We start from the raw sequence: 20,566 nt of genomic DNA, 5'->3' as shown, positions 1-20,566 counted from the left end.
CCCGGCTCCGCGCGCCGCAAACTGGCCGCCCCCACCGTCGCCATGCTGCCCCGGGTCGCCGACTCCCTCTCCTTCCTCTACCTCGACATCGTCCGCATCGTCCAGGACGACACCGGCGTCTGCGCCGAAGTCACCAGCCCCCACCGCGGCACCGAAACCGTCTACCTCCCCACCGCCGCCCTCAGCTGCGTCCTCCTCGGCCCCGGCACCTCCATCACCGCCCGGGCCCTCGCCACCTTCGCCCGCCACGGCACCACCGTCGTCATCGCCGGAGCCGGCGGCGTCCGCTGCTACGCCGCCACTCTCCCCGACTCGCTCACCACCACCTGGCTCGAACGCCAGGCCCGCACCTGGGCCGACGACAGCACCCGCCTCGCCGTCGCCACCGCCATGTACGAGCAGCGCTTCGGCCGCGGCACCGTACCCACCGGCAGCAACCTCAACAAGCTCCGAGGCCTCGAAGGCCAACGAATCAAGGCCCACTACCGCCTCCTCGCCCAGCAACACCGCATCGGCCGCTTCCGCCGCAACTACGACCCGGATTCCTGGGACACCCAGGACCCCGTCAACCTCGCCCTCTCCTCCGCCAACACCTGCCTCTACGGCATCGTCCACGCGGCCATCCTCGCCCTCGGCTGCTCACCGGCCCTCGGCTTCGTCCACAGCGGCAACCAGCAGGCCTTCGTCTACGACATCGCCGACCTCTACAAGGCCGAACTCACCATCCCGCTCGCCTTCTCCCTCCACGCCTCCCCACAACCGGAAGCCGACGCCCGCCGCGGCTTCCGCGACGGCCTGCGCCTGTTCCGCCTCCTGCCGCGCATCGTCACCGACATCCAGCGCCTGCTCGCCCCGGACCAGGACATCACCGTCCCGGACCCGGAGGAACAACTCGTCGACCTGTGGGACCCGGTCTCCGGCCCCATCCCCGGCGGGGTCAACTACGCGGGGGAGGAGCTGCTGTGAAGCGCTTCCATACTCTTCGCTCGCGCTTCGCCGGGGGGTGGCCATGGCGACTATGACCGTCCTGTCCGCCACCGCAGTCCCCGACCACGTACGAGGCGCCCTCACCCGCTGGCTCATCGAAGTCACACCCCAGCTCTACGTCGGCACCATCTCCGCCAAGGTGCGGGATGAGCTGTGGCAGGCAGTCAGCGGATGCGTCGGAAGTGGCGTGGCAGTCCTGGTCCATGCGGCAGCCAACGAACAGGGCTTCGAGCTGCGGACTGCGGGTGAGCAGCGGCGAAAGCCGATTGACTTCGACGGGCTGACGTTGGTCGCGATGGTCGGCGCGCAGGGCGTCAATGGTCAAGGAATGGCAGAGGCGTAGAAACGTTGCAGGTCGGGAAGTATCCGCCCCGCGCCCCGCGCCAGCGGGGGTCAGCCGTGTCTGGGGTTGAAGCCCCTGTTTCCGCAGGTGTCCGCCCCGCGGGTGCGGGGAGGACGGCACCGAACTGCGGGACCTCCTCGACGCGAACGGCAGACCCCCGCGGGTGCGGGGAGGACCGACTCCCGGGTCTCGCCCACCAGGGCGCGGACGGCAGACCCCCGCGGGTGCGGGGAGGACAATCCGGCGGCGATGATCAGGGCGGCGGCGGGCGGCAGACCCCCGCGGGTGCGGGGAGGACAATCCGGCGGCGATGATCAGGGCGGCGGCGGGCGGCAGACCCCCGCGGGTGCGGGGAGGACCTCCCGGACGACGAGCCCGGGGACGAAGCCGACGGCAGACCCCCGCGGGTGCGGGGAGGACATGCTGGACGCCGCCGAGCAGCACGGCAACGGCGGCAGACCCCCGCGGGTGCGGGGAGGACGGCCGCTCCGCCGCGCGGGTCCGGCCGGAGGTCGGCAGACCCCCGCGGGTGCGGGGAGGACACGGTCCTGGCCGCGTGGTGGTGGATCTCGGGCGGCAGACCCCCGCGGGTGCGGGGAGGACGCCAGATCGGCGGGGAGAAGTCGAAGCAGTGGCGGCAGACCCCCGCGGGTGCGGGGAGGACGGCCGCTCCGCCGCGCCGAGACCCACCGGCCGCGCGGCAGACCCCCGCGGGTGCGGGGAGGACGCCACACCGCATACGGCACGGCCCAGCCCGGTCGGCAGACCCCCGCGGGTGCGGGGAGGACGATCCATCGCACGACCCGTACACCTCGCACCCCGGCAGACCCCCGCGGGTGCGGGGAGGACGACCACCAGCCCGAGCACTGCGACCCGGCCAACGGCAGACCCCCGCGGGTGCGGGGAGGACCCTCCCATCGTGTGCGGCACCCCCGCCGCCAACGGCAGACCCCCGCGGGTGCGGGGAGGACCGGGGGCGGGGGGACGGTCATCGGTAGGCGTCCGGCAGACCCCCGCGGGTGCGGGGAGGACAGGCCCGCGCAGCGGCCCAAGACGCCACCCACCGGCAGACCCCCGCGGGTGCGGGGAGGACGGCCGCGCGCACAGGGAGCCGGTGTGCCCACACGGCAGACCCCCGCGGGTGCGGGGAGGACACCAGGGAGCGGCCGGGCCGGTACGCCTACACCGGCAGACCCCCGCGGGTGCGGGGAGGACCGCCTCAACCGCCAAAAGGGGGAAGTGATCATCGGCAGACCCCCGCGGGTGCGGGGAGGACCACGCGATGGTCAACGAGTACGTTGCCCGAAACGGCAGACCCCCGCGGGTGCGGGGAGGACGAAACCGCCGAGCCGGTTCCCCCGCAAGCGGATGGCAGACCCCCGCGGGTGCGGGGAGGACGGTTGCTCTTGGTCGCCAGGCCGTAGACGGTGCGGCAGACCCCCGCGGGTGCGGGGAGGACCCCTGAATCGACGCCACCATCTGCCGGACCTGCGGCAGACCCCCGCGGGTGCGGGGAGGACCTTCTGTCACCCCTTCCCCCGTCCCGTCCCGCCGGCAGACCCCCGCGGGTGCGGGGAGGACGCGAGCGGGTGGACGTCGAGGTCGCGTTTCGGCGGCAGACCCCCGCGGGTGCGGGGAGGACGAAGGCCTCCCAGCGGGCCTGGTCGTCGGGGTCGGCAGACCCCCGCGGGTGCGGGGAGGACGCGGGTTCGGTGATGCGGTCGATCGCGCGGGGCGGCAGACCCCCGCGGGTGCGGGGAGGACCCTTCGCGACCTGCGACGGAGAAGCGGCTTTGCCATTTCTTGGCCAATGGGTCGAAGGTCGAGCAAGTACAGATTTCGTGTTCCTGATGGGCAAGTTGTTGAGGTGTGAAGGACCGCTGACGCATCGTGTCATGGTTGGCTTGGTGAGGGCCACTGGCGATCCACGAGGGCTGACGGGGCTGACGTCAAGGGCGTGTAGTCAGGCGATCGACCCCTAAGAGCAGACGAAGGGATGGGGCGGGAGAACCCGACTTGCTCTGCGTCGGCGTTCGCGTTTCCGTGCATCAGCTGTCGCTGCTCCAAGGGCGTCAGCGGTGTGCCGCGCGGGTGGAGCGGGTGCCGTCCCCGGGTTCAGCTCCGCAGCTCTGTGCGCAGCGCCGGGTAGCGCAGCTCGAGGCCCAGGATGGCTGCGGGTGGCCGCTCGTGGTAGCGGACCCAGAACGGTGCCGCTCCCTGTTCCGCCTGGGGGCGGCAGCGGTGGCAGAGCAGGCCGCGGGTGAGGCCGGTGTGCGGGTCGTGGTCCTCGGTGTGGGCGGGGCGGCCGGCCTCGGGGGCGGAGCCGCAGATCGCGCAGCGTCCCCGGTGGTAGGCGAGGAGGCGTTCGGCGGGGCGCTGCCGGTGGTCGTAGGGCGGTACGGGCCAGGAGAGGTAGGCCGGGTCGGAGGCGTTCCAGCGCTGTTCCCACTGGGCCCACAGCCGTTTGCGGACGGCGCAGCGCTCGCAGTCGGCGGGGCAGCCGCCGGCGGTGGGCGGGCAGATCGGGGCGGTGCCGAGGGCGTGGAGCAGGTCGAGGCGCAGGCGTTCGAGGGGCGGGGCGTCCGGCGGGGCCCAGCCGTCGGCGCCGGGGGCGGGGAGCGGGTGGTCCAGGAGGACGGCGGGGGCCATCGCGAGACGGTCGGGGGTGACGGTGTTCGGTTCGAAGATGAGCTCCGGTACGCGTGCGGCGATGGCCTTGACGATGCGTCCGGGCATGGTGTTGGAGTCCAGGCGCCTGCCGTTGCGGCTGGTCAGTAGCGGGCGGCGGCCGGTGTCCGGGTCGCGGCCGTCGACGCGGTGGGGCAGGTAGTCGGCGATGGCCTGCCAGACGTCGCGGGAGGGCTGGTGGGTGATGGTGCCGTCGCCCTTGGGCGCCGGGCAGGCGAGGGTGCGGGTCCGGTGGTGCGGGTCCTCCTCGTGCAGGTCCTCCAGGTCGATGCCGACGGCCTGGCGGGGCCTCAGGCCGTCCAGGAGGAGGTGGACGAGCAGGCGGTCGCGGTGCGGGGCGGTGTCGTAGGGGCCGCGACGCCGGCGGCCGGGCAGGACGTCGTCGGCCGCGAACTGCATCCCGGCCGCCTGCTCCAGGGTGAGCGGCGCGGTGCGCGGCAGCGCGGTGGGGGCGGGGCGCAGCGCGGCGGCGTTGAACGGGGGCTCGGGGATGTGGCCGGCGCCGGCGGCGTAGGCGTAGAAGGCGGCGAGGGCGGCCAGGCGCCGGGCCGGGTTGTGCAGGGAGACGCGCGGCGCCAGCGGGCGGCGGGAGGGCCGGTCGGGGTTCGGGCGGCGCAGGGCGGGGGCGTAGGCCCAGGTGGATGCCGTCGACGCGTCGGCGTTCCAGGCGCCGATGCCGGTGGTCTCCTCGGTGAAGTACAGCCAGTCCCGCAGGTCGGCCTCGTAGCGGGTGGGTGTGGTGCCCTGCAGGGCGCGGCCGTGCTTGCCGAGGCCGGCGGCGAGCCACTGGGCGAGGACGTCGTAGGGGTCGGGCCTGGTCACCAGGAAACTGTATGCGCGTGCGGCAGGGAACCGACGGGCTTGCGGACACCGGTCTCCCCGCGCAGCGGCCGGCCGGGTCGTGATCCGAGGGGAAGAGGGTGGTTCCGGCTGCGCCGACGGCTCTCGCCTCGTTCACGGACGGGCCGGACGTGCTACGTCGAGTAATCTCTCCGAGTCGGATTCCGGACATCAGATGAGAGCCGCCGCGAACGGGGATGGAGTGCAACGTCAGGCGCTGGTGGTCGGCGTGGAGGGTACGGCTGCGAGCCTCGATGACGAGGTGCCGTCCAAGTGGCAGCCGCTCGCATACGCGGCCCCCTATGCGCAACGCCCGCGCGAGGTCCTGGGCGCGCAGTACTCCTACGTCGTCCTGGAGCCCGACCCGGATCCCGCATCGACTGCGGCCGCGCTTGGTGACGCCCTGACGGGAGCCGTCACCGGCGGCGCCGACTTCACCGTCATCCACCTGCTCGGACACGGCGAGCCCACCCGTAACAGTCACGGTCTCCAGGTCGTCGGAGGGGATGGGCGGCTCACCGAGGCCCTCTCCCGCTGGGTCGATATGGCCGAGAACCTGACCGTGGAAGGGGATGGCGAGCCGGCCGTCCTGCTCGTGCTCGACCTCTGCCATTCCGGCACGGTGGTGACCGAGCACCTGCGATCGTTGGTCCGGTCGGAACGTCGGCGGGTATGGGTGTTGGCGGCCTGCCAGTCCGACCAGTCCGCCTACGAGGGGCGCCGTTAACAAGCCGCGAACCAGGTGACAAGTAACCCGCGAGTAACCTTCGAATCGAAGATTGGCCCCTTCAAGGACGTGGCGAGGGGCCAAGTGGTGTGCGCTGGTGTTCAGGTCGCAGCCGGCTCCAGTTCGGGGTCGGTGGAGGCAGGAACCGCGAGTTGGAGGCGGCTGCCCATATTCAGCCGGACCTCGCCGTAGGGCTGGATGTGCATCCAGAACAGCGGGGTCAGGGCCCGTTTGTCTTCGTCGGTTAGGACGTCGGCCCATTCGGGGTCGGCGAGCATGTCCTGGATCATCAGGGTGTTCACGAAGACGAGCGCCGTTTGCAGGAGATGGAGCGCGAGAACGGACAGTTCTTGCTGGTCACGGCGGTTGGAGGAGAGTTCGCCGCTCTTGCCGAAGAAGATGATGTCGTTGGCGCCGTTCCAGCCCTCGACGACGTTGAGGCCCTCCTGGATCTCGCGCTGGAGGTCGCGATCGCGCAGGTAGCGGGCGATTCTGTGGAATCAGGTTTGTCAAGCTTGGGGTGCTTTTGTCGCCCCCATCCACCATCCAGATCACTGAGGCTTCCAGCCGTCGTACCCCGCGCGACAGGGCCAGGCCCCGGAGGCGACGATCCGTTTAGGTGCGGGGTGGGGAACCTGGTGCGGTGTTCAGCGGGGCAGTGTCACCAGGCCCGTCTCGTAGGCGAGGATGACGAGTTGCACCCGGTCGCGGGCGTCGAGCTTGGCGAGCAGCCGTGTCACGTACGTCTTGACGGTGGCCACGCTGATGACCAGCTCGGCGGCAATCTCGGTGTTGGACAGGCCGCGCCCGACGAGGGTGAGGATCTCGCGCTCCCGGTCGGTGATGCCGCTGGCCCTCCGGGACACGGGAGCAGGGGCGGATGGGGCGGGCTCGGGCCGTCTGGCGAACTCGGCGATCAGGCGGCGGGTGACGCTCGGCGCGATCAGGGCGTCCCCGGCGGCGACCACCCGTATCGCGGTGAGGATGTCGTCCAGTGCCATGTCCTTGACCAGGAAGCCGGAGGCCCCCGCGCGCAGCGCGGCGTAGACGTAATCGTCGTCGTCGAAGGTGGTCAGCACGACCACGCGCGGTTCTCCCGGGCCCGCGGTGACCAGGCGGGTTGCTTCGATGCCGTCCATGCCGGGCATGCGGATGTCCATCACCACCACGTCAGGGTGCAGCTCCTCGGCCAACTGGACCGCCTCCGCCCCGGTTCCGGCCTCCCCGACGACCTCGACGTCGGGTGTGCCGGAGATAACCATCTCCAGGGCGGCGCGCACCAGCGGCTGGTCGTCGACCAGCACGACGCGGACGCTCATCGCGCTCCGCCCGCCACGGGCAGCCGGGCTGCGACTCGGAAGCCGCCGCCGGTCCGGGGGCCGGCGTGGAACTCCCCGTGCAGCATGGTGACCCGCTCGCGCAGTCCTGCGAGGCCGTAGCCACTGCCCGGGGTCGTGCCGTGGCCGCGGCCCCGGTCGGTGATCTCGACGGCCACCTCGTCGTTCGTCCGGCAGTCGATGGACACCTGGCAGGAGGTGGCCTCGGCGTGGCGTACCACGTTGGCGATCGACTCCTGGATGATGCGGAAGGTCGCCAGGTCGACCTCTGGCTGCAGCGGGCGCCGCTCGCCCTGCCATCGGACGTCGACCCGCACGCCCGCCGCGGTCGTCGCGGCGGCCAGCCGGTCGAGGTCGGCCAGGCCCGACGGCTGGTGCAGCGGGGCGGTCTCGGCGCCAGTGTCCTGCTCGGCCTGGCGCAGCGCGCCGAGCATCCGTCGCAGCCCCGACAGCGTCTCCCGCCCGGCGGTCTCGATCTCGGTCAACGCGTCGCGCGCTCGGTCCGGCCGGCTGTCGATGACCCGCCGCGCCGCACCGGCCTGCAGGGCGACGATGCCGATGCTGTGCGCCACCGTGTCGTGCATCTCCCGGGCGATCCGCAGCCGTTCGGCGGTGACCGCCTGCGTGGCCACCTGAGCGCTCAACACCGCGGCGTGCTCGCGGGATTGGCGTATCGACCGGCCCACCAGCCAGGCGATGACGGCGGCCAGGACACCCTGGTCCGAGACGCCGATGTGCGGCAGGCTGGTGGTCAGCTGGAAATGATCGATGACGAAAACGGTCCCCGGCGCCGGAGCACCGTCGTACGTGGCGGTCGTCAACCCGAAGGTGTTGTCGGGCACCATGCCCAGGTGGGTGATCAGCACGACCAGCACCAGGGCTAGGGCGGCACGCGAGGTCCGGCACGGCCGGGCGGCCGTGACCAGGCAGAGCGCGACGTCGACCGCCAAGAGCGCGGTCAGTGGCAGCTCTACGTTCGCGCGCGTCGCGTCCGTCACCGCGAGGGTGGCGACGAGCAGCAGGGCGATCGACAGCAGCGGCCGCCGGCGCAGTAGGGCGGCGGCGCTGAACGCGACGAGGGACGCGGCGGTGAGGAGTGCCCAGTCCCGGTGCCCGGCGGTGCCACCCGCGTGGGAGACGGGATGGTCCGGCTTCCCGCCGAGTACAACCGCGGGGTACGCGACCGACACACACCAGGCCAGGGCGGTCCACGCGCCCGGTGGCACGCGCTTGAGCAGGGGCAGGGTCGGTGTCACGGACATGCGGTGATCGTAACCAGGTGCCCTCCCGCGGGCATCGGACCACGGTTGTACAACCAGGGTCGACGGGTGCCGCGACGGAGTGTCAGTTCTGGTCCGATGCCCGCCCGGCCCCGACCCGGGCACCGTTGAGGACATGATCGAAGTCCACGAACTGACGAAGCGCTACGGCAAGAAGCCGGCGGTCAACAATCTGAGCTTCACCGTGAATCCCGGTCACGTCACCGGGTTCCTCGGCCCCAACGGAGCCGGCAAGAGCACCACACTGCGGCTGATCCTCGGCCTGCACACCCCCACCAGCGGGACGGTCACCGTCGACGGCCGCTCCTTCCGCTCGCTACCCCGGGGTCTGCGGCATGTCGGTGCGCTGCTGGACGCCGGTGACATGCACGGCGGGCGCAGCGCGCGGGCCCACCTGCGCGCGCTGGCCCGCAGCAACGCGATCCCGCGCAGTCGGGTGGACGAGGTGCTGCGCGAGGTCGGTCTCGCGGACGCGGCGGACCGGCGGATCGGCGGCTTCTCCCTCGGCATGCGCCAGCGCCTCGGCATCGCCGCCGCGCTGCTCGGCGACCCGCCGGTGCTGCTCTTCGACGAGCCGCTCAACGGACTCGACCCAGAGGGCGTGTACTGGGTGCGTGGCCTGTTCCGCCGGCTGGCCGGCGAGGGGCGCACAGTCTTCGTCTCCAGCCACCTGATGTCCGAGATGCAGCACACCGCCGACCAGCTCATCGTCCTCGGCCGCGGCGAGCTGATCGCCGCGGAGAGCCTGGCGGAGTTCGCGGCCCGCGGGACAGGCCGGAGCGTGTCGATTCGCACACCGGACCCCGCCAGCCTGTCGCCGCTGCTGACCGCCGAGGGCGCGTCGGTCCAGCGCGAGGCCGACGGGCAGCTCACAGTGGTCGGGCTCAACACGGACCAGATCGCCGAGATCGCCTTCCAACACCGCATTCTGCTGAACGAGTTGACCAACCACACCGGCTCGCTGGAGGAGGCGTTCATGGAGCTGACCGCCGACAGCGTCGAATACCTCGCAGGAGAGACCCAGTGACCGCACCGACGACGACGATGACCGTGGCGCCCAACGCGCCGACTCTGAAGCCCAAGGCCCGCTTCGCCGACCTGTTCGCTGCCGAGTGGATCAAGCTGTGGTCGCTGCGCTCGACTCCCTGGGCCTTCGCCGCCACCGTGGCGGCGGTCCTTACGGTCACCGTCACCGCCGCCTATGCCGACTCCCAGAACTGGGCACAGTACGACGAGCAGCACCGGGAGTACTTCCGCATGTTCGGGACGGTGGGCGACTCGTTCCCCACCGGCGCCGCCACACTGCTGATTCTCGGTGCCGGCGCCATCGGTGCCATCACGATCCTCGGTGAGTACACCACCGGCATGATCCGGACCACCTTCACGGCCGTCCCGGCTCGCCGTTCGGTGATGGCCGCGAAGGTGGCGGTGGTCACCGTGACCACGACCGTCCTCGGTGTGGCCTTGGCGTTGGTCTCGTTTGGTGCGGCCCAGGGGATTCTGTCCGGTCAGGACGCCGCCGTCGGCTTCGGCCATCACGGTGTTGTGCGCCTGCTCGTCGCGTCCGCAGTGCTCGCTCCGGTGTCCGCACTCGTGGGCATGGGGCTGGCCGCAGTCATCCGGCACAGCGCGCTCACCATCGTGGCCACGATCACGCTGCTCTTCGTCCTGCCCTCGCTGTTGAACAGTCAGAAGCATCTCACCGTGAGCCTCCTGCACATGACGGTCCTTCAGGCCTGGAGGCGCATCGGCTACGAGCAGGCCACCACGACGATGTGGCCGTGGACGGTGACGGGCGCCTGCACCGTCCTCGCCATCTGGGTGCTGGTCGCCGCGGTGCTGGCCATCTTCACCTCGAACCACCGGGACCAGTGAGCGGCGCTCCGCTGGACCTTCTCCCAGGCGCGGGCCGATGTAGCCGGGCTGATCATGTGGGACGCGAACGTCGACTCCACGATCCTCCGGGCCCATCAACCCGCGCCTTTCCCTCTGCTTGCGAACAGGTGAATCGCCGACACCATTTCGAACCGGAAGGTGGCTCACCTTCGCGGCCTGGTCCGTCGTCTCGACGCTGATCACCGCGACCGTGATCCACCGCCGAGGTCTTTGAGACGCGCGACCTGTGACACCCAACCGGGCTGGCTTCGCCCGACGACGGTGGTGAGCTGGAGTTTGGTCTCGTCCTCGCTGCCCGGCGCGGCGGTCATGATGACGATCTTGAGCTCGGTGTCGCCGTCGGTCAGAACATCGCAGTCCACCGTGACCGGGCCCACCGACGGGTGGTCGACCGTCTTGCGGACCTCGCGGTTCGCGGTCACCTCTCCCTTCGCCCACAACTCGGCAAACCTCTCGTTGCCTGCGTTCAGGTCGCGGACCAGCGCGGCCAGGCGACTGTCCCGGGGGAAGCGGCCGGTGGCGCGGCGCAGGTCGGAGACGAGGGCGGCGTCGGTGGTGTCGGGGTCCGTATCGGTGACCGGCCACAGCACGAGGGGGGTGTGATCGGCGCCCACCGGGAACCTGTCGCGGGCGAAGTTGCGCATCCGCGGCGGCGAGGCCAAGGGGTCGCCCAGCAGGGCGGCCCACCCGTGGTTCCACCACACCAGTTGCCAGTCCGCCGCGAACACGGCAACCGGTACGTCTCCGAGGCGGACGAGCACTCGTTGCATACCGGGCGGGAGATGGTCGCAGATCGTGCCGTCCGCCGGCGGCACGATCTGGGCCAGGCGGTAGAGGTGGTCCCGCTCGGCGGTGGACAGCTGGAGGGCGCGCGCCAGGGACGCCACCACCGACGCCGAGGGTGTCGTGGCCCGCCCCTGCTCCAGGCGCACGACGTAGTCGACCGACACTCCGGCCAGGTCGGCCAGTTCCTCGCGCCGCAGCCCGACAGCCCGGCGCTTGCGGACGACCGGCAGCCCGGCGGCCGACGGGGGCAGCCGGTTCCGCCATGTGCGGATCGCCGCGCCCAGTCCGGCCCCGGGGGGTGTCGTCGTCATGCTCTTCATCCTCCTGCATCCCCGATCACATGCGGGGGCGCAAGGGTGGTACTGGTCTTCCCACCGTCGAAGCGTCCCTGGTCCGGCTCCCTCGTCAAGGCAACCATCGAAGGCATGACGATCACTTTCATCACCGGAGCCAACAAGGGCATCGGCCGCGAGACCGCCCGCCGCCTCATCGCGTGCGGTCACACCGTTCTCCTGGGAGCCCGCGACCGTGAGCGGGGTGAGGAGGCAGCCGCCGCGCTGGGCGCACGCTTCGTCCCCATCGACGTGACCGACGACGCGTCCGTGGCCGCCGCCGCCGCGGACGTCGCCGAGCACGAGGGCAGGATCGACGTCCTGATCAACAACGCGGGGGTCCAGGGACCCTTCGGTGATCCCGGCGACCTCACCGCCGCCGACGCCCGCGCCGTCCTCGACGTCAACGTCATCGGCGTGGTCCGCACCACCACCGCGTTCCTGCCACTGCTGCGCCGCTCGGACGACCCCGTGATCATCAACGTCAGCAGCGGCATGGGCTCCCTCGCCTTCACCCACGACCCCGGCCGGTCCGAGTCGCACGTCGTCGCGCCGCTGTACGCCTCCTCGAAGGCGGCGCTGACGATGTTGACCACGCAGTACGCCAAAGGGCTCAAGGGCATTCGCGTCAACGCCGCCGACCCCGGCTACACCGCGACCGACATAAACGGTCACAGCGGCTCCCAGACCCTCACCGAGGGCACGGACGCGATCGTCGCCCTCGCCACCGAGGAGCCCGGCGCCGGCACCGGACGCTTCATCGACCGCCATGGCGAGATCGCCTGGTCCTGACACCGGCGGTGCCGGGTCACCGGCCCTGAAGAACAGAACGGGCAGAACATCGAGACCGGTTGGGCGGGAGAACCGCCGCTGCTACTGGCGTCGGCGGAATCTCCGGCAGAAATCCGCTCTCCTTCAGTGCTCCAGAGGCGGGCAGCAAGCTTCACCTGGCTGCTGACCGCCGGCATGGGCCCGCAGACCCGTCAGCCGCCCCACACCCGGCCGGATACGGCCCAGCCCTTTCCGAGTCAATACCGATGTCTTCGACTGCAACGCGCCGGATGGGCGGATGGGGGGTCCTCGTCCTGGTCGCGCTCGCGCAGTTCATCGTGATCCTCGATACGACGATCGTGAACGCCGCGCTGCCCTCGATCGAGAGTTCCTTCGGCCTCAGCCCAGAGAACCTCCAGTGGGTCGGCACTGCATACACACTGGTATTCGACGGTTTCCTGCTGCTCGGCGGACGCCTCGCCGACCTGTTCGGACGCGAGCGGTGGTTCATCATCGCCGTGGTCCTCTTCGGGCTTGCTTCGCTGGTGACCGGCCTCGCCGTCTCGGACGGCATGCTCATCGCCGCTCGCGCGGTCCAAGGTCTCGCGGGTGCGCTGCTCACACCGTCGGCGCTGTCGATCGTGCTCGTCTCCTACGCCGAAGGGCATCGGCGTAACGTCGCGCTCTCGGCCTGGGGCATCGTGGCCTCCGCGGGTGGCGCGGTCGGAGCGCTGCTCGGCGGTGTGCTCACCCAGTTCCTCAACTGGCGATGGAATTTTTCCATCAATGTGCCCGTGACGATCGTCGTGCTGGCGATTGCGCCGAAACTGCTGCCCACGGATGAGCGACAGGCGACCGATCGGCAGCTCGATATTCCCGGTGCGATCGTCATCACGGCCGCGGTGATGGCGATGGTGTTCGGCGTCGCTGAGGCGCCGGCCCGGGGTTGGGGTTCTTCCTCCACGCTCGGGCTCATCATCGGCGGCCTCGCGCTGCTGGCGCTCTTCGTCGCCGTCGAGCTGCGCAGCAAGAACCCCTTGGTGCCGTTCGGAATTTTTAAGATCCGCAACGTTCTCGGCGCGAACCTGGCGATGATTCCGATCATCGCCGGAGTATTCAGCTCCTTCTTTTTCTCCTCGCTCTATATGCAGGGAGTCCTCGGCCACACGCCGACACTCACTGGTCTCGCGCTCCTCGTGACTCCGGCGTTCATCATGATCGTCGGATCGCAGGTCCCGCGGTTGCTCAGGGCGTGGGGATACAAGCCGATCCTCTTCGTTGCCTCGGTCATCATCGCGCTCTCACAGCTTCTGCTCGCATTCATACCGGCGGACGGCAACTACTGGGCGAACCTGCTGCCCGGTTTCGTCCTGCTGGGCATCGGCGCGGGCGCGGTATTCGGTCCGATCACGGTCGCGGCAACCTCCGGCGTCCACTGGTCGCAGACCGGCCTGGCCTCTGGCCTGGTGAACACCTCGCAGCAGCTCGGCGGTTCCCTGGGGCTGGCGATCCTGACCGGCGTGTCCACGTCGGTTGCGACGTCCTTCGACGCCAGCGCCGGGACAAAACGGCCGTGCGGCAGCACTCGCTGCTCAGGTCCACGGGCACCAGACGGCGTTCCACATCTCCGCCGCTTTCTTGGTGGTCGCTGCCCTCGTCGCCGCGTTTGTACTCAAGCAGAAGGGCCAGGAGAGCGTCGCCGAGTGTGCGACATCCCGCGAGTTCTCCTGAGCCCCGCTGAGTGACCGAGGCCGTGGCCAGGGGCTTCTTCCTCCTTCGAGTGTTCTGCTGGCCTGTGACGTAACTTCAGGATTCTTGAAGCGTTCTCAGCTTGTGCGACCGATTTGCGGTCCGGTCGAAGGCGAGGAGGCGCGAGTTGGCGGCGCTGGCGGTGGTGCGGGACCTGCGCGAGTACCGGGATCCGGTCTCGGCGGAGGAACTGGAGCGGTTCGAGACCGATGTGCTGGCCGGGTTCGTGCTGGCACGGGCGTCGGCGGGGCTGACGGACGGTACGATCCGCGGCGACGTTGGGCACCTGGAACAGATTCGCACGTGGTTCGGCCGGCCACTCTGGGACTTGGAACCGGCCGCCGCGGACGCATACTTCGGGCGGGTACTGCGGGGCTCGCCCAGCGGCACCCGTCTGGCCCGCTCCCAGGCTCTGAGCACGTACTTCCTGTTCCTGGAGCTGCGGCACAAGGTCGAGATCCACCAGATGACCGGGCGCGTGGTCGAGTGCCCGATCGACGAGATGAACCGCCCGCGCGGCTCCAAGGACGCCCAGCTGCGGATCCCGCCGACCGAACCGGAGGTCGGCCGGCTGTTCACTGGCTGGGGCAGCGAGCTGGCGACCTGCCGCAAGTTCGCCCCGACTGCCAGGAACTACACCGCCGCGAAGCTGATGTCCCAGGTCGGGCTCCGGGTGAGCGAGGCATGTGGGCTCGACCTCACCGACATCAAGTGGGAGCTTGGGCGGTTCGGCAAGCTGCACGTCCGCCTCGGCAAGGGCGCCCGCGGCTCGGGCCCGCGCGAGCGGATGGTGCCGTTGATCAACGGCGCGGATCGGACGCTGCGGTGGTTCATCGAGGACGTCTGGGGCCAGTTCGACGACGACCACACCCGCCCTGGCGCCCCGCTGTTCCCCTCCGAGCGCAAGAACGCGGATGGCTCCTCGCGCCGGGTCGGCGATGATGCCCTGCGGAACGGCCTGGCCGCTGCCGTTGCGTCTCATCTCCCAGGCTGGGCTGAGAAGTTGACCCCGCATGTCCTGCGGCACTTCTGTGCGTCGGAGCTCTATCTGGGCGGCCTGGATCTGGTCGCAATTCAGGAGGTTTTGGGACATTCCTGGATCGCCACGACGATGAGGTACATCCACGTCCAGCAGACCCGGGTCGAGGACGCCTGGCTCGCCGGGCAGCAGCGGGCCGCGAAGCGGCTGGAAGGACTGATGGGATGAAGTGGAACCTGCGGCTGACCGCCGCGAACAAGGGCATCTGGAAGGCGTCCGAGCTGCAGCGGAGCCTTGCCGAGCACGGCCTGGTGATCTCTGCCGGGAAGATGTCCGGGCTGTGGTCGGGCCAGCCGGTCTCCCTCAAGCTGGAGGACCTGGACGTCATCTGCGTCGTGCTCGGCTGCGACATCGGCGACCTGCTGCTGCCCGAGCCGGACAAGGTCCCCCGCCCCGGACAGCAGGAGACCGGACGAGTGGCCGTCGGCTCCACCCTCTCCCCGGGGGTAGCGCCCAAGCGCCGCGACGGCCGCTCGCTCCCACCGGACTGACAGGAGCTGCGGCGCGATGGGCAAGATCGGCGACACGAAGGCTCCGGCCTCGTGCGAAGGCTGCTTCGCCTGGGGGCAACTGCCCGGGCGATTCTGCCGCGGCTGTTACACCTACGGCCAACTGCACGCCGTCGGAAGGTGCTTGGGCTGCGGACGCGAGGTTCCCGTGGACGACAGGCACGGCTACTGCCGCCTCTGCCGGGCCCAGGCCACCTGGGCAATCAAGGCCAGTGGCAGGGCCTCGGTACTGGAGCCCTATCTGCAGCGGGTGTCCTGCCAGCAGCTGTTCTTCGCGAACCTGCAGCGACCCCGCAACGGCGGGCCGCCGGTCGGCAAGCAGGGGCGCCGTGTCCTCAAACGGCCCTCGGAGCCTGCCCCACCGCTCAGGCCGACAGGCTGGATCCAGCCCCCGCTGTTCGCCGCAAGCCGCGACTACCGCCACTTCGACCGGGACCGGCACGCCGACCTGGCCAACCCCGACCTGATCCACGCTCGTCGGGTGGCCCGGGCGCTGGGCGAGGCGCGCGGGTGGAGTCGCTGGGTGGCCAGCGACGTGGACCGGGCGCTGGTCATCGTCCTGTCCGCGCACGCCGAGGGCGAGTCGATCCGGTACTCCGAGATCTTTCCCGCACTGCGAGGACGCGGCCTCTCGGTCGGTCGGACCGCTGAAGTCCTGGACCAGATGGGCCTGTTCGCCGACGACCGCGCTCCGGCGGTCGACCGCTGGCTGGAGCGCAAGCTCAACGTCGTGACCCCGGGCATCCGCGGCGTGGTCGAGTCCTGGGCCCGGACCCTGCTCGACGGCGGGCCCAGGTCCGAGCCCCGCGCGCGGCAGACCGCGTGGGTCTACCTCAACGAGATCCAGCCGGTGCTGCTGGAGTGGTCCGGCCGCTACGACCACCTGCGGGAGGTTACCCGCGAGGACGTCATCGCAGCCAGGGGCGCCGCTGGCGGCAAGCAGCGAGAGAGCCGGATCGTCGCGCTGCGGTCGCTGTTCCGCCATGCGAAGAAGAACGGACAGGTCTTCCGCAACCCCACCTTGCGGATCCGCGTCCCGCGCCAGGACGGTGGCATCATCCAGGCACTGCCCCAAGCCGACATCGACCAGGCCGTCGTTGCCGCCACCACCCCGGACATCCGGCTCATCATGGCCCTGGCCGCCGTCCACGCGGCACGGCCCAAGATGATCCGCACGATGCGGCTGGACGACGTCGACCTCGGCAACCGGCGCATCACCGTGGGCGGGCACGTCCGCCTGCTCGACGACCTGACCCACCGAGCCCTGCTGGACTGGCTCGACTACCGCCGAACCCGCTGGCCGAACACCGCCAACCCCTACCTGCTGATCACCCAGAAGACCGCCGTCGAACTCGGCCCCGCCGGCAGGCTCTGGACCACCCGGGCCACCCGCAACCTCACCGCCACCCTCGAACGACTCCGTGTCGACCGCCAGCTCGAAGAAGCTCTCACCCACGGCCCCGACCCGCTCCACCTCTCCCTCGTCTTCGGCATCGACGAGAAGACCGCAATCCGCTACGCGAACTCCGCACGGGCCCTCCTGGAGCAGACCGCCGAAGGCGGACCCGCGTCTTGACGCAAACCCACGGGCCCATCCCCCAGAATCAAGACAGTGGACCCTCGGGTTCGCGGTGAAGACCCTTCAGTTTCCGTGAACCCACGGGGCTCAAGGCCCTGCTCTCCCAAAGCTACGGCGAAGTGACAAGTAGCTCTCTGTAGCGGGAAAGCAGCCACAGCCTCGGTGTGACACCCGGGTTGTCTCCGTTTGATGGTATTGCGATTCTTGCACTGGTCATCATCGAATCCGGGCTACCGATATGGAAACGCCTACAGGCGGTGTCAGAGGTGAGCGAATTCTTGCTCAATCTCGCTGAGGTTGCGTGGGGTGCTAGCAAGTTGCTCCACGAAGGCAAATTTGCGGCCCCTGAACCAACGGTTGGTCTTTCCTGCAGCGAGGCCAAGGCCGGGAAGAAGGGCGCCCAGCAGAGGAGAGCCAACACTGATCAACTCCTTAGCTGCCTGCATTGCCGACCCTCTCATCGATGACTGCTCGGACAACTCGGCTTCGAATCGTACGCCGTACGCGGAGAGTTCGGTGCAGGCTCGGGCGACGTCGTCGCGCTTGCCCTCGGCAATAGCACTGTCCACACGGGCACAGTACTTTCGGAATCGCCGGGCAGATCTGCTGTCCCTCGTTTCAAGGGTGATCTCCAGGACCTCGCTGGGTCTCGTTGCGCGACTGAGTACGTTTTTGAGGACCAGAGGGATTCGAATCTTGAATGCCTCATAGCCGAGCATCTCGTTAGTTTGTCGATCACGGGCGTTTTCGGCATCCCCCACCAGGGTTGCCACCCGTTCGGCAAACCCGCGATTCTGCGGTGTCTGAACAAGCTCACTTCGTAGTGCATCGGCCCCATAAGGGCAGCCGATCAGGTCGGCCAGGAGTAGATACACGCGCGTTCGATAGATCAAGTGCGAAGCGAAGAACTCCGGGCCGCAGGGTACACGGTCCGTTCCATGCGGGAGCCAGTCGGAGTCCAGAAATCTATCATTCGGATCGATCCTGGTAACGGCTGCCTGGCTATTCGTGAGGTTATCCACGGTCGACGGGTAATAGACGCGTTCATCTATGATCCCGTATTTATGCCCGGTGCCGCCTGCCACTTCCAATTCGATCTCTCTCAGGTGACGCAGGACGTTGTCACCTTCCAGCGGGACTTCCAGTAGAGCGCCGATTTTTTCGATCATACCCTGCGAATCTGCAGCCTCAACGGCTGTCGCCTTAGCTAAAGCAAGTACCGCGAATACCTCATCCCAGGAAGTTTTTTCTGTTACCGTTCGCGCGATCCGCTGCACCTCGGCCACCATCGGATCAGCGTACAAAACGCGCCCCCCTTCGGGGCCGGTCAAAATCTCCTCATAGAGAACAGCGGCGTTAACGAATTCTGCTACCGCGAGCAGTGCGAATCGAGGCCGGCGAACCCTCCTGTGACCTTGCCGCAAGATTTCTTGCAAGGTGAGAGGCATCGTCTGATCAATCCGAGGGAGAGCAATACGTTCCCCTCGACTTGCCTCTGAAAAGTAACGCAACGCCTGATCAACGGTTGCGTTGTCAAGCAGGATCCGAGATACGTGGCCTGGAGCGTCGTGTCTCACCGCTGCTTCCTGTAGCACGCCTGCAGCACGCACCGGATCGTTGAACAGCCGCCGAAGGCGCTCATTGTCCTGTGCGTGCTCTTCTTCACGAGATCTCATGGCCTCATCATGGGCGGTCGGGTGTCTCTCGTGCAGCGGATCTCAGGAACCTGTCCGGTCGATTACGTTCGATGAGTGGAGCGCCGAGGTCGCAGGTTCGATGCGGCGCTACTCTCGCAAACGGTCCTTTGCTAGCGGTGGGGATGTGCTGTACGGCAGTTCTACGCCCGGCGTGAGCTCTTCCGGGCAGAAATTGATCTTCTCCACCCGATCGGGCGATGCCTGCGGTGCCGCTCAGCGCCGGGCGTCGCCGGGCGCGAGGAGGCCGGTCACCTCGGCGATCGCCTCCGGGGACGGCTTGAAGTACCGGCGGATGTTCTCCGCCTTCTTGTGGCGGGACTTGGCCATCAGCATCAGCTCGGAGGTGCCCTGCTCGCCGAGGTGGGTCAGCGAGGAGTGCCGCCACTCGTGCAGGTCCCAGCCAGTGCCCGGCCCGGCCAGGGCGGTGTGCTGGTCGAGCAGCGCGCGGGCCTGGCCGTAGGAGAGGCGGGCCAGGCCGGTGTCCGGGCAGACGTCCCGGGCGGAGAGCACCTTGCCGGGGCCGGGGCGGCGGTGGGTGACGAATACCGGCCCGCGGGTGCGACCCTTGAGCAGGCGCGGCAGCAGCCGGGCGGTGCCGGCGTCCCAGTACACCGTCTCCAGCACGTAGTCGGCGCGGGTCGCACCGCGGCGGCGGACCTTGGGCTGGGCGCCCTTGGACTTCACCGGGCAGCGGCGGCCAGCCAGGTCCAGGTCCTCGATGTTGACGTCCAGGATCTCCTCGGAGCGGGCGCACGTCTCGTAGAGCATCCGCCAAAGGGTTTTCTCGCGCAGGTGAACGTCCCGGCGGGCGATCAGCCGGTCGATCGCCATCTTCGAGCGCACCGGGGTGTCGGAGTCCGGCGGCGCCATCCGCTTCGCCCAGGCCGGAACCGCCGGCCCGTCGTAGCCGCGCACGGCGCACCAGCTCGTCCAGGACAGCACCGCACCGCGGCGGGCGTTCCAGGTGTTCACCGCCGAGCTGCCCCACAGCAGCTCCAGCGCCTCGCCGATCTCGTCGTCCGCCACGGCGGCAAGCGGACGGCCCTCCCCGATCCGCTCGGCGGTCTTCCCGACCGCGATGCCGTAGTTCCGGACGGTGTTCGGGTTGGCGAGCGAGTCGAGGAAGGCGTCAGCCGCCGTCCGGACGGTCAGCGCCTTCCCGGTCGGCAGCAGCAGGACCGCGGGCACCGTCTCCCCCTTGCCACAGATAACAGGGCCGCTTCACGCAGCGTACGGAAGACGTCCCCGCAGGTCGCGCTCAGTAATACCGCAGATAATAGGGCGTTATCTGTGGAATGACTTCACGGCCCGGCCAGTGCCGACGACCCGCCAGGTGCCGACCAGCGGCGATCCGGGCTTAGCGCACGATCTGGCACGGATGTTCCTCAACCCCCAGGCCCAACGGGCAGCCGAAGCGGAGGTGGTCAGGCAGGGATACCCGGCCGCGGTCCTCGCGCAGCACGGGATCAGGTTCAAGGAGAAAACGTGGGAGTTCCTGCTCGCGCTGGCCATCGCTGCGACTCTGACGACGCTGGCCGCACTCAACCTCACGGCGAACGGGACCGGCCGCCTCCTGTCCTGGATCGTCGAACCGGTCGTCCTGATCGCCGTCGGCTCCGTGACCGCCAGTCAGGTGTTCGCCACCCGCTTCACCGAGGCGGCCTTCCGGAAGTCCACCGACCCCACGGTGCGGAACATCGACGCACGAGCCGTTCTCGCCGCCGCGAAGGCCGGGTTTCCGTCCTGGGTGCGCCCCGTGGTCCTGGTGCGCTTCCCGCTCGCGACCCTGGGATCGCTCCTCGTCATCCTCCTCCTGATGACTCCGACGGCCGGCGCCTACTTCCATTAGCCTCGGCTTTTACGAGGTGGGCTGTCCGAGCCGTGAGCAAGAAACGAGGAGTGCCGCTGACCTGGGACGATAGGGCTTGTCTAGGGCTCTTGTCGTCGTCAGGAAAGCTGCACTCCTCAGGTGAAGAAGCGTAGCGGGTTGTACCCGTCCGTCCGCG

General features: G+C 69.4%; 18 protein-coding genes and 1 CRISPR repeat array. Of the genes, 11 read left to right on the top strand and 7 right to left on the bottom strand.

The features are described 5' to 3' along the window. Positions 1-42 precede the first annotated feature (42 nt). Both cas1e and cas2e read left to right on the top strand, forming a co-directional pair. Positions 43-966 (top strand): type I-E CRISPR-associated endonuclease Cas1e, encoded by a 924-nt coding sequence (cas1e, locus tag ACIOJE_RS28730; RefSeq protein WP_400780135.1) that lies wholly within the window; start codon positions 43-45, stop codon positions 964-966. A gap of 43 nt (positions 967-1,009) precedes the next feature. After that, complete coding sequence (cas2e, locus tag ACIOJE_RS28725) at positions 1,010-1,330, top strand: type I-E CRISPR-associated endoribonuclease Cas2e (RefSeq protein ID WP_400780001.1); 321 nt, start codon at positions 1,010-1,012, stop codon at positions 1,328-1,330. An 86-nt stretch (positions 1,331-1,416) separates the two neighbouring features. Further along, a CRISPR array of direct repeats spans positions 1,417-3,094; the repeat unit is 29 nt; unit sequence CGGCAGACCCCCGCGGGTGCGGGGAGGAC. Between the two features lie 351 nt (positions 3,095-3,445). Here the strand turns inward: cas2e and ACIOJE_RS28720 are convergent. Then, positions 3,446-4,840, bottom strand: coding sequence for an endonuclease domain-containing protein (locus ACIOJE_RS28720; RefSeq protein WP_400779999.1), 1,395 nt, complete (start codon positions 4,838-4,840; stop codon positions 3,446-3,448). Between the two features lie 193 nt (positions 4,841-5,033). Between ACIOJE_RS28720 and ACIOJE_RS28715 the strand changes: the two genes are divergently transcribed. Beyond that, entirely contained in the window at positions 5,034-5,585 is a 552-nt protein-coding gene (locus ACIOJE_RS28715; RefSeq protein WP_400779997.1) for a hypothetical protein, read from the top strand. 101 nt (positions 5,586-5,686) lie between these two features. On the opposite strand, the gene ACIOJE_RS28710 is transcribed toward ACIOJE_RS28715, so the two are convergent. From ACIOJE_RS28710 to ACIOJE_RS28700, 3 genes are all read right to left on the bottom strand, one after another. Continuing rightward, on the bottom strand, positions 5,687-6,064 hold the full coding sequence (locus ACIOJE_RS28710; RefSeq protein ID WP_400780133.1) for a Tn3 family transposase: 378 nt from the start codon (positions 6,062-6,064) through the stop codon (positions 5,687-5,689). A gap of 168 nt (positions 6,065-6,232) precedes the next feature. Beyond that, complete coding sequence (locus ACIOJE_RS28705; RefSeq protein WP_400779995.1) at positions 6,233-6,904, bottom strand: response regulator; 672 nt, start codon at positions 6,902-6,904, stop codon at positions 6,233-6,235. Beyond that, entirely contained in the window at positions 6,901-8,184 is a 1,284-nt protein-coding gene (locus ACIOJE_RS28700) for a sensor histidine kinase (protein WP_400779993.1), read from the bottom strand. The genes ACIOJE_RS28705 and ACIOJE_RS28700 overlap by 4 nt, the downstream gene beginning before the upstream one ends. A gap of 133 nt (positions 8,185-8,317) precedes the next feature. Here ACIOJE_RS28700 and ACIOJE_RS28695 point away from each other — a divergent pair, with 133 nt between their 5' ends. Together ACIOJE_RS28695 and ACIOJE_RS28690 are read left to right on the top strand one after the other, a co-directional pair. Further along, positions 8,318-9,229 (top strand): ABC transporter ATP-binding protein, encoded by a 912-nt coding sequence (locus ACIOJE_RS28695; protein ID WP_400779991.1) that lies wholly within the window; start codon positions 8,318-8,320, stop codon positions 9,227-9,229. Continuing rightward, entirely contained in the window at positions 9,226-10,077 is an 852-nt protein-coding gene (locus tag ACIOJE_RS28690) for an ABC transporter permease (RefSeq protein ID WP_400779989.1), read from the top strand. The genes ACIOJE_RS28695 and ACIOJE_RS28690 overlap by 4 nt, the downstream gene beginning before the upstream one ends. Positions 10,078-10,277: 200 nt before the next feature. On the opposite strand, the gene ACIOJE_RS28685 is transcribed toward ACIOJE_RS28690, so the two are convergent. After that, positions 10,278-11,204: a helix-turn-helix transcriptional regulator gene (locus ACIOJE_RS28685; protein WP_400779987.1), complete on the bottom strand. Its 927-nt coding sequence runs from the start codon at positions 11,202-11,204 to the stop codon at positions 10,278-10,280. 105 nt (positions 11,205-11,309) lie between these two features. On the opposite strand from ACIOJE_RS28685, the gene ACIOJE_RS28680 reads away from it, so the two are divergent. The 5 genes from ACIOJE_RS28680 (at position 11,310) to ACIOJE_RS28660 (ending at position 16,860) form a co-directional block, all read left to right on the top strand. After that, positions 11,310-12,008, top strand: a complete 699-nt coding sequence (locus tag ACIOJE_RS28680; RefSeq protein WP_396246230.1) for an SDR family NAD(P)-dependent oxidoreductase — start codon at positions 11,310-11,312, stop codon at positions 12,006-12,008. A gap of 245 nt (positions 12,009-12,253) precedes the next feature. Beyond that, on the top strand, positions 12,254-13,732 hold the full coding sequence (locus tag ACIOJE_RS28675; RefSeq protein WP_400779984.1) for an MFS transporter: 1,479 nt from the start codon (positions 12,254-12,256) through the stop codon (positions 13,730-13,732). 131 nt (positions 13,733-13,863) lie between these two features. Then, positions 13,864-14,943, top strand: coding sequence for a tyrosine-type recombinase/integrase (locus ACIOJE_RS28670; RefSeq protein WP_400779982.1), 1,080 nt, complete (start codon positions 13,864-13,866; stop codon positions 14,941-14,943). Continuing rightward, on the top strand, positions 14,940-15,266 hold the full coding sequence (locus tag ACIOJE_RS28665) for a helix-turn-helix domain-containing protein (RefSeq protein ID WP_400779980.1): 327 nt from the start codon (positions 14,940-14,942) through the stop codon (positions 15,264-15,266). Before ACIOJE_RS28670 ends, ACIOJE_RS28665 begins: the two co-directional genes overlap by 4 nt. A gap of 166 nt (positions 15,267-15,432) precedes the next feature. Beyond that, on the top strand, positions 15,433-16,860 hold the full coding sequence (locus ACIOJE_RS28660) for a hypothetical protein (protein WP_400779978.1): 1,428 nt from the start codon (positions 15,433-15,435) through the stop codon (positions 16,858-16,860). Between the two features lie 263 nt (positions 16,861-17,123). Here the strand turns inward: ACIOJE_RS28660 and ACIOJE_RS28655 are convergent, their stop codons facing one another. After that, positions 17,124-18,539, bottom strand: coding sequence for a hypothetical protein (locus ACIOJE_RS28655; RefSeq protein ID WP_400779976.1), 1,416 nt, complete (start codon positions 18,537-18,539; stop codon positions 17,124-17,126). Positions 18,540-18,773: 234 nt separating this feature from the next. Continuing rightward, on the bottom strand, positions 18,774-19,748 hold the full coding sequence (locus ACIOJE_RS28650) for a tyrosine-type recombinase/integrase (RefSeq protein ID WP_400779974.1): 975 nt from the start codon (positions 19,746-19,748) through the stop codon (positions 18,774-18,776). Positions 19,749-19,875: 127 nt separating this feature from the next. Here ACIOJE_RS28650 and ACIOJE_RS28645 point away from each other — a divergent pair, with 127 nt between their 5' ends. Further along, the gene (locus ACIOJE_RS28645) at positions 19,876-20,409 is read left to right on the top strand and encodes a hypothetical protein (protein WP_400779972.1); all 534 of its coding nucleotides are present in this window, start codon (positions 19,876-19,878) and stop codon (positions 20,407-20,409) included. Positions 20,410-20,566 lie beyond the last annotated feature (157 nt).

It is taken from the genome of Kitasatospora sp. NPDC087861, from assembly GCF_044742585.1.
In the GTDB taxonomy this organism is placed as follows: domain Bacteria; phylum Actinomycetota; class Actinomycetes; order Streptomycetales; family Streptomycetaceae; genus Kitasatospora.
This window is presented reverse-complemented; position numbering and strand designations above follow the sequence as displayed.

What these genes read in the sequence shown, in the direction of transcription:
- cas1e (WP_400780135.1), top strand. Translation starts at nt 43, where the DNA reads ATGCTGCCCCGGGTCGCCGACTCCCTCTCCTTCCTCTACCTCGACATC.
- cas2e (WP_400780001.1), top strand. Translation starts at nt 1,010, where the DNA reads ATGGCGACTATGACCGTCCTGTCCGCCACCGCAGTCCCCGACCACGTA.
- ACIOJE_RS28715 (WP_400779997.1), top strand. Translation starts at nt 5,034, where the DNA reads ATGAGAGCCGCCGCGAACGGGGATGGAGTGCAACGTCAGGCGCTGGTG.
- ACIOJE_RS28705 (WP_400779995.1), bottom strand. Translation starts at nt 6,904, where the DNA reads ATGAGCGTCCGCGTCGTGCTGGTCGACGACCAGCCGCTGGTGCGCGCC.
- ACIOJE_RS28700 (WP_400779993.1), bottom strand. Translation starts at nt 8,184, where the DNA reads ATGTCCGTGACACCGACCCTGCCCCTGCTCAAGCGCGTGCCACCGGGC.
- ACIOJE_RS28695 (WP_400779991.1), top strand. Translation starts at nt 8,318, where the DNA reads ATGATCGAAGTCCACGAACTGACGAAGCGCTACGGCAAGAAGCCGGCG.
- ACIOJE_RS28685 (WP_400779987.1), bottom strand. Translation starts at nt 11,204, where the DNA reads ATGAAGAGCATGACGACGACACCCCCCGGGGCCGGACTGGGCGCGGCG.
- ACIOJE_RS28680 (WP_396246230.1), top strand. Translation starts at nt 11,310, where the DNA reads ATGACGATCACTTTCATCACCGGAGCCAACAAGGGCATCGGCCGCGAG.
- ACIOJE_RS28675 (WP_400779984.1), top strand. Translation starts at nt 12,254, where the DNA reads ATGTCTTCGACTGCAACGCGCCGGATGGGCGGATGGGGGGTCCTCGTC.
- ACIOJE_RS28665 (WP_400779980.1), top strand. Translation starts at nt 14,940, where the DNA reads ATGAAGTGGAACCTGCGGCTGACCGCCGCGAACAAGGGCATCTGGAAG.
- ACIOJE_RS28655 (WP_400779976.1), bottom strand. Translation starts at nt 18,539, where the DNA reads ATGAGATCTCGTGAAGAAGAGCACGCACAGGACAATGAGCGCCTTCGG.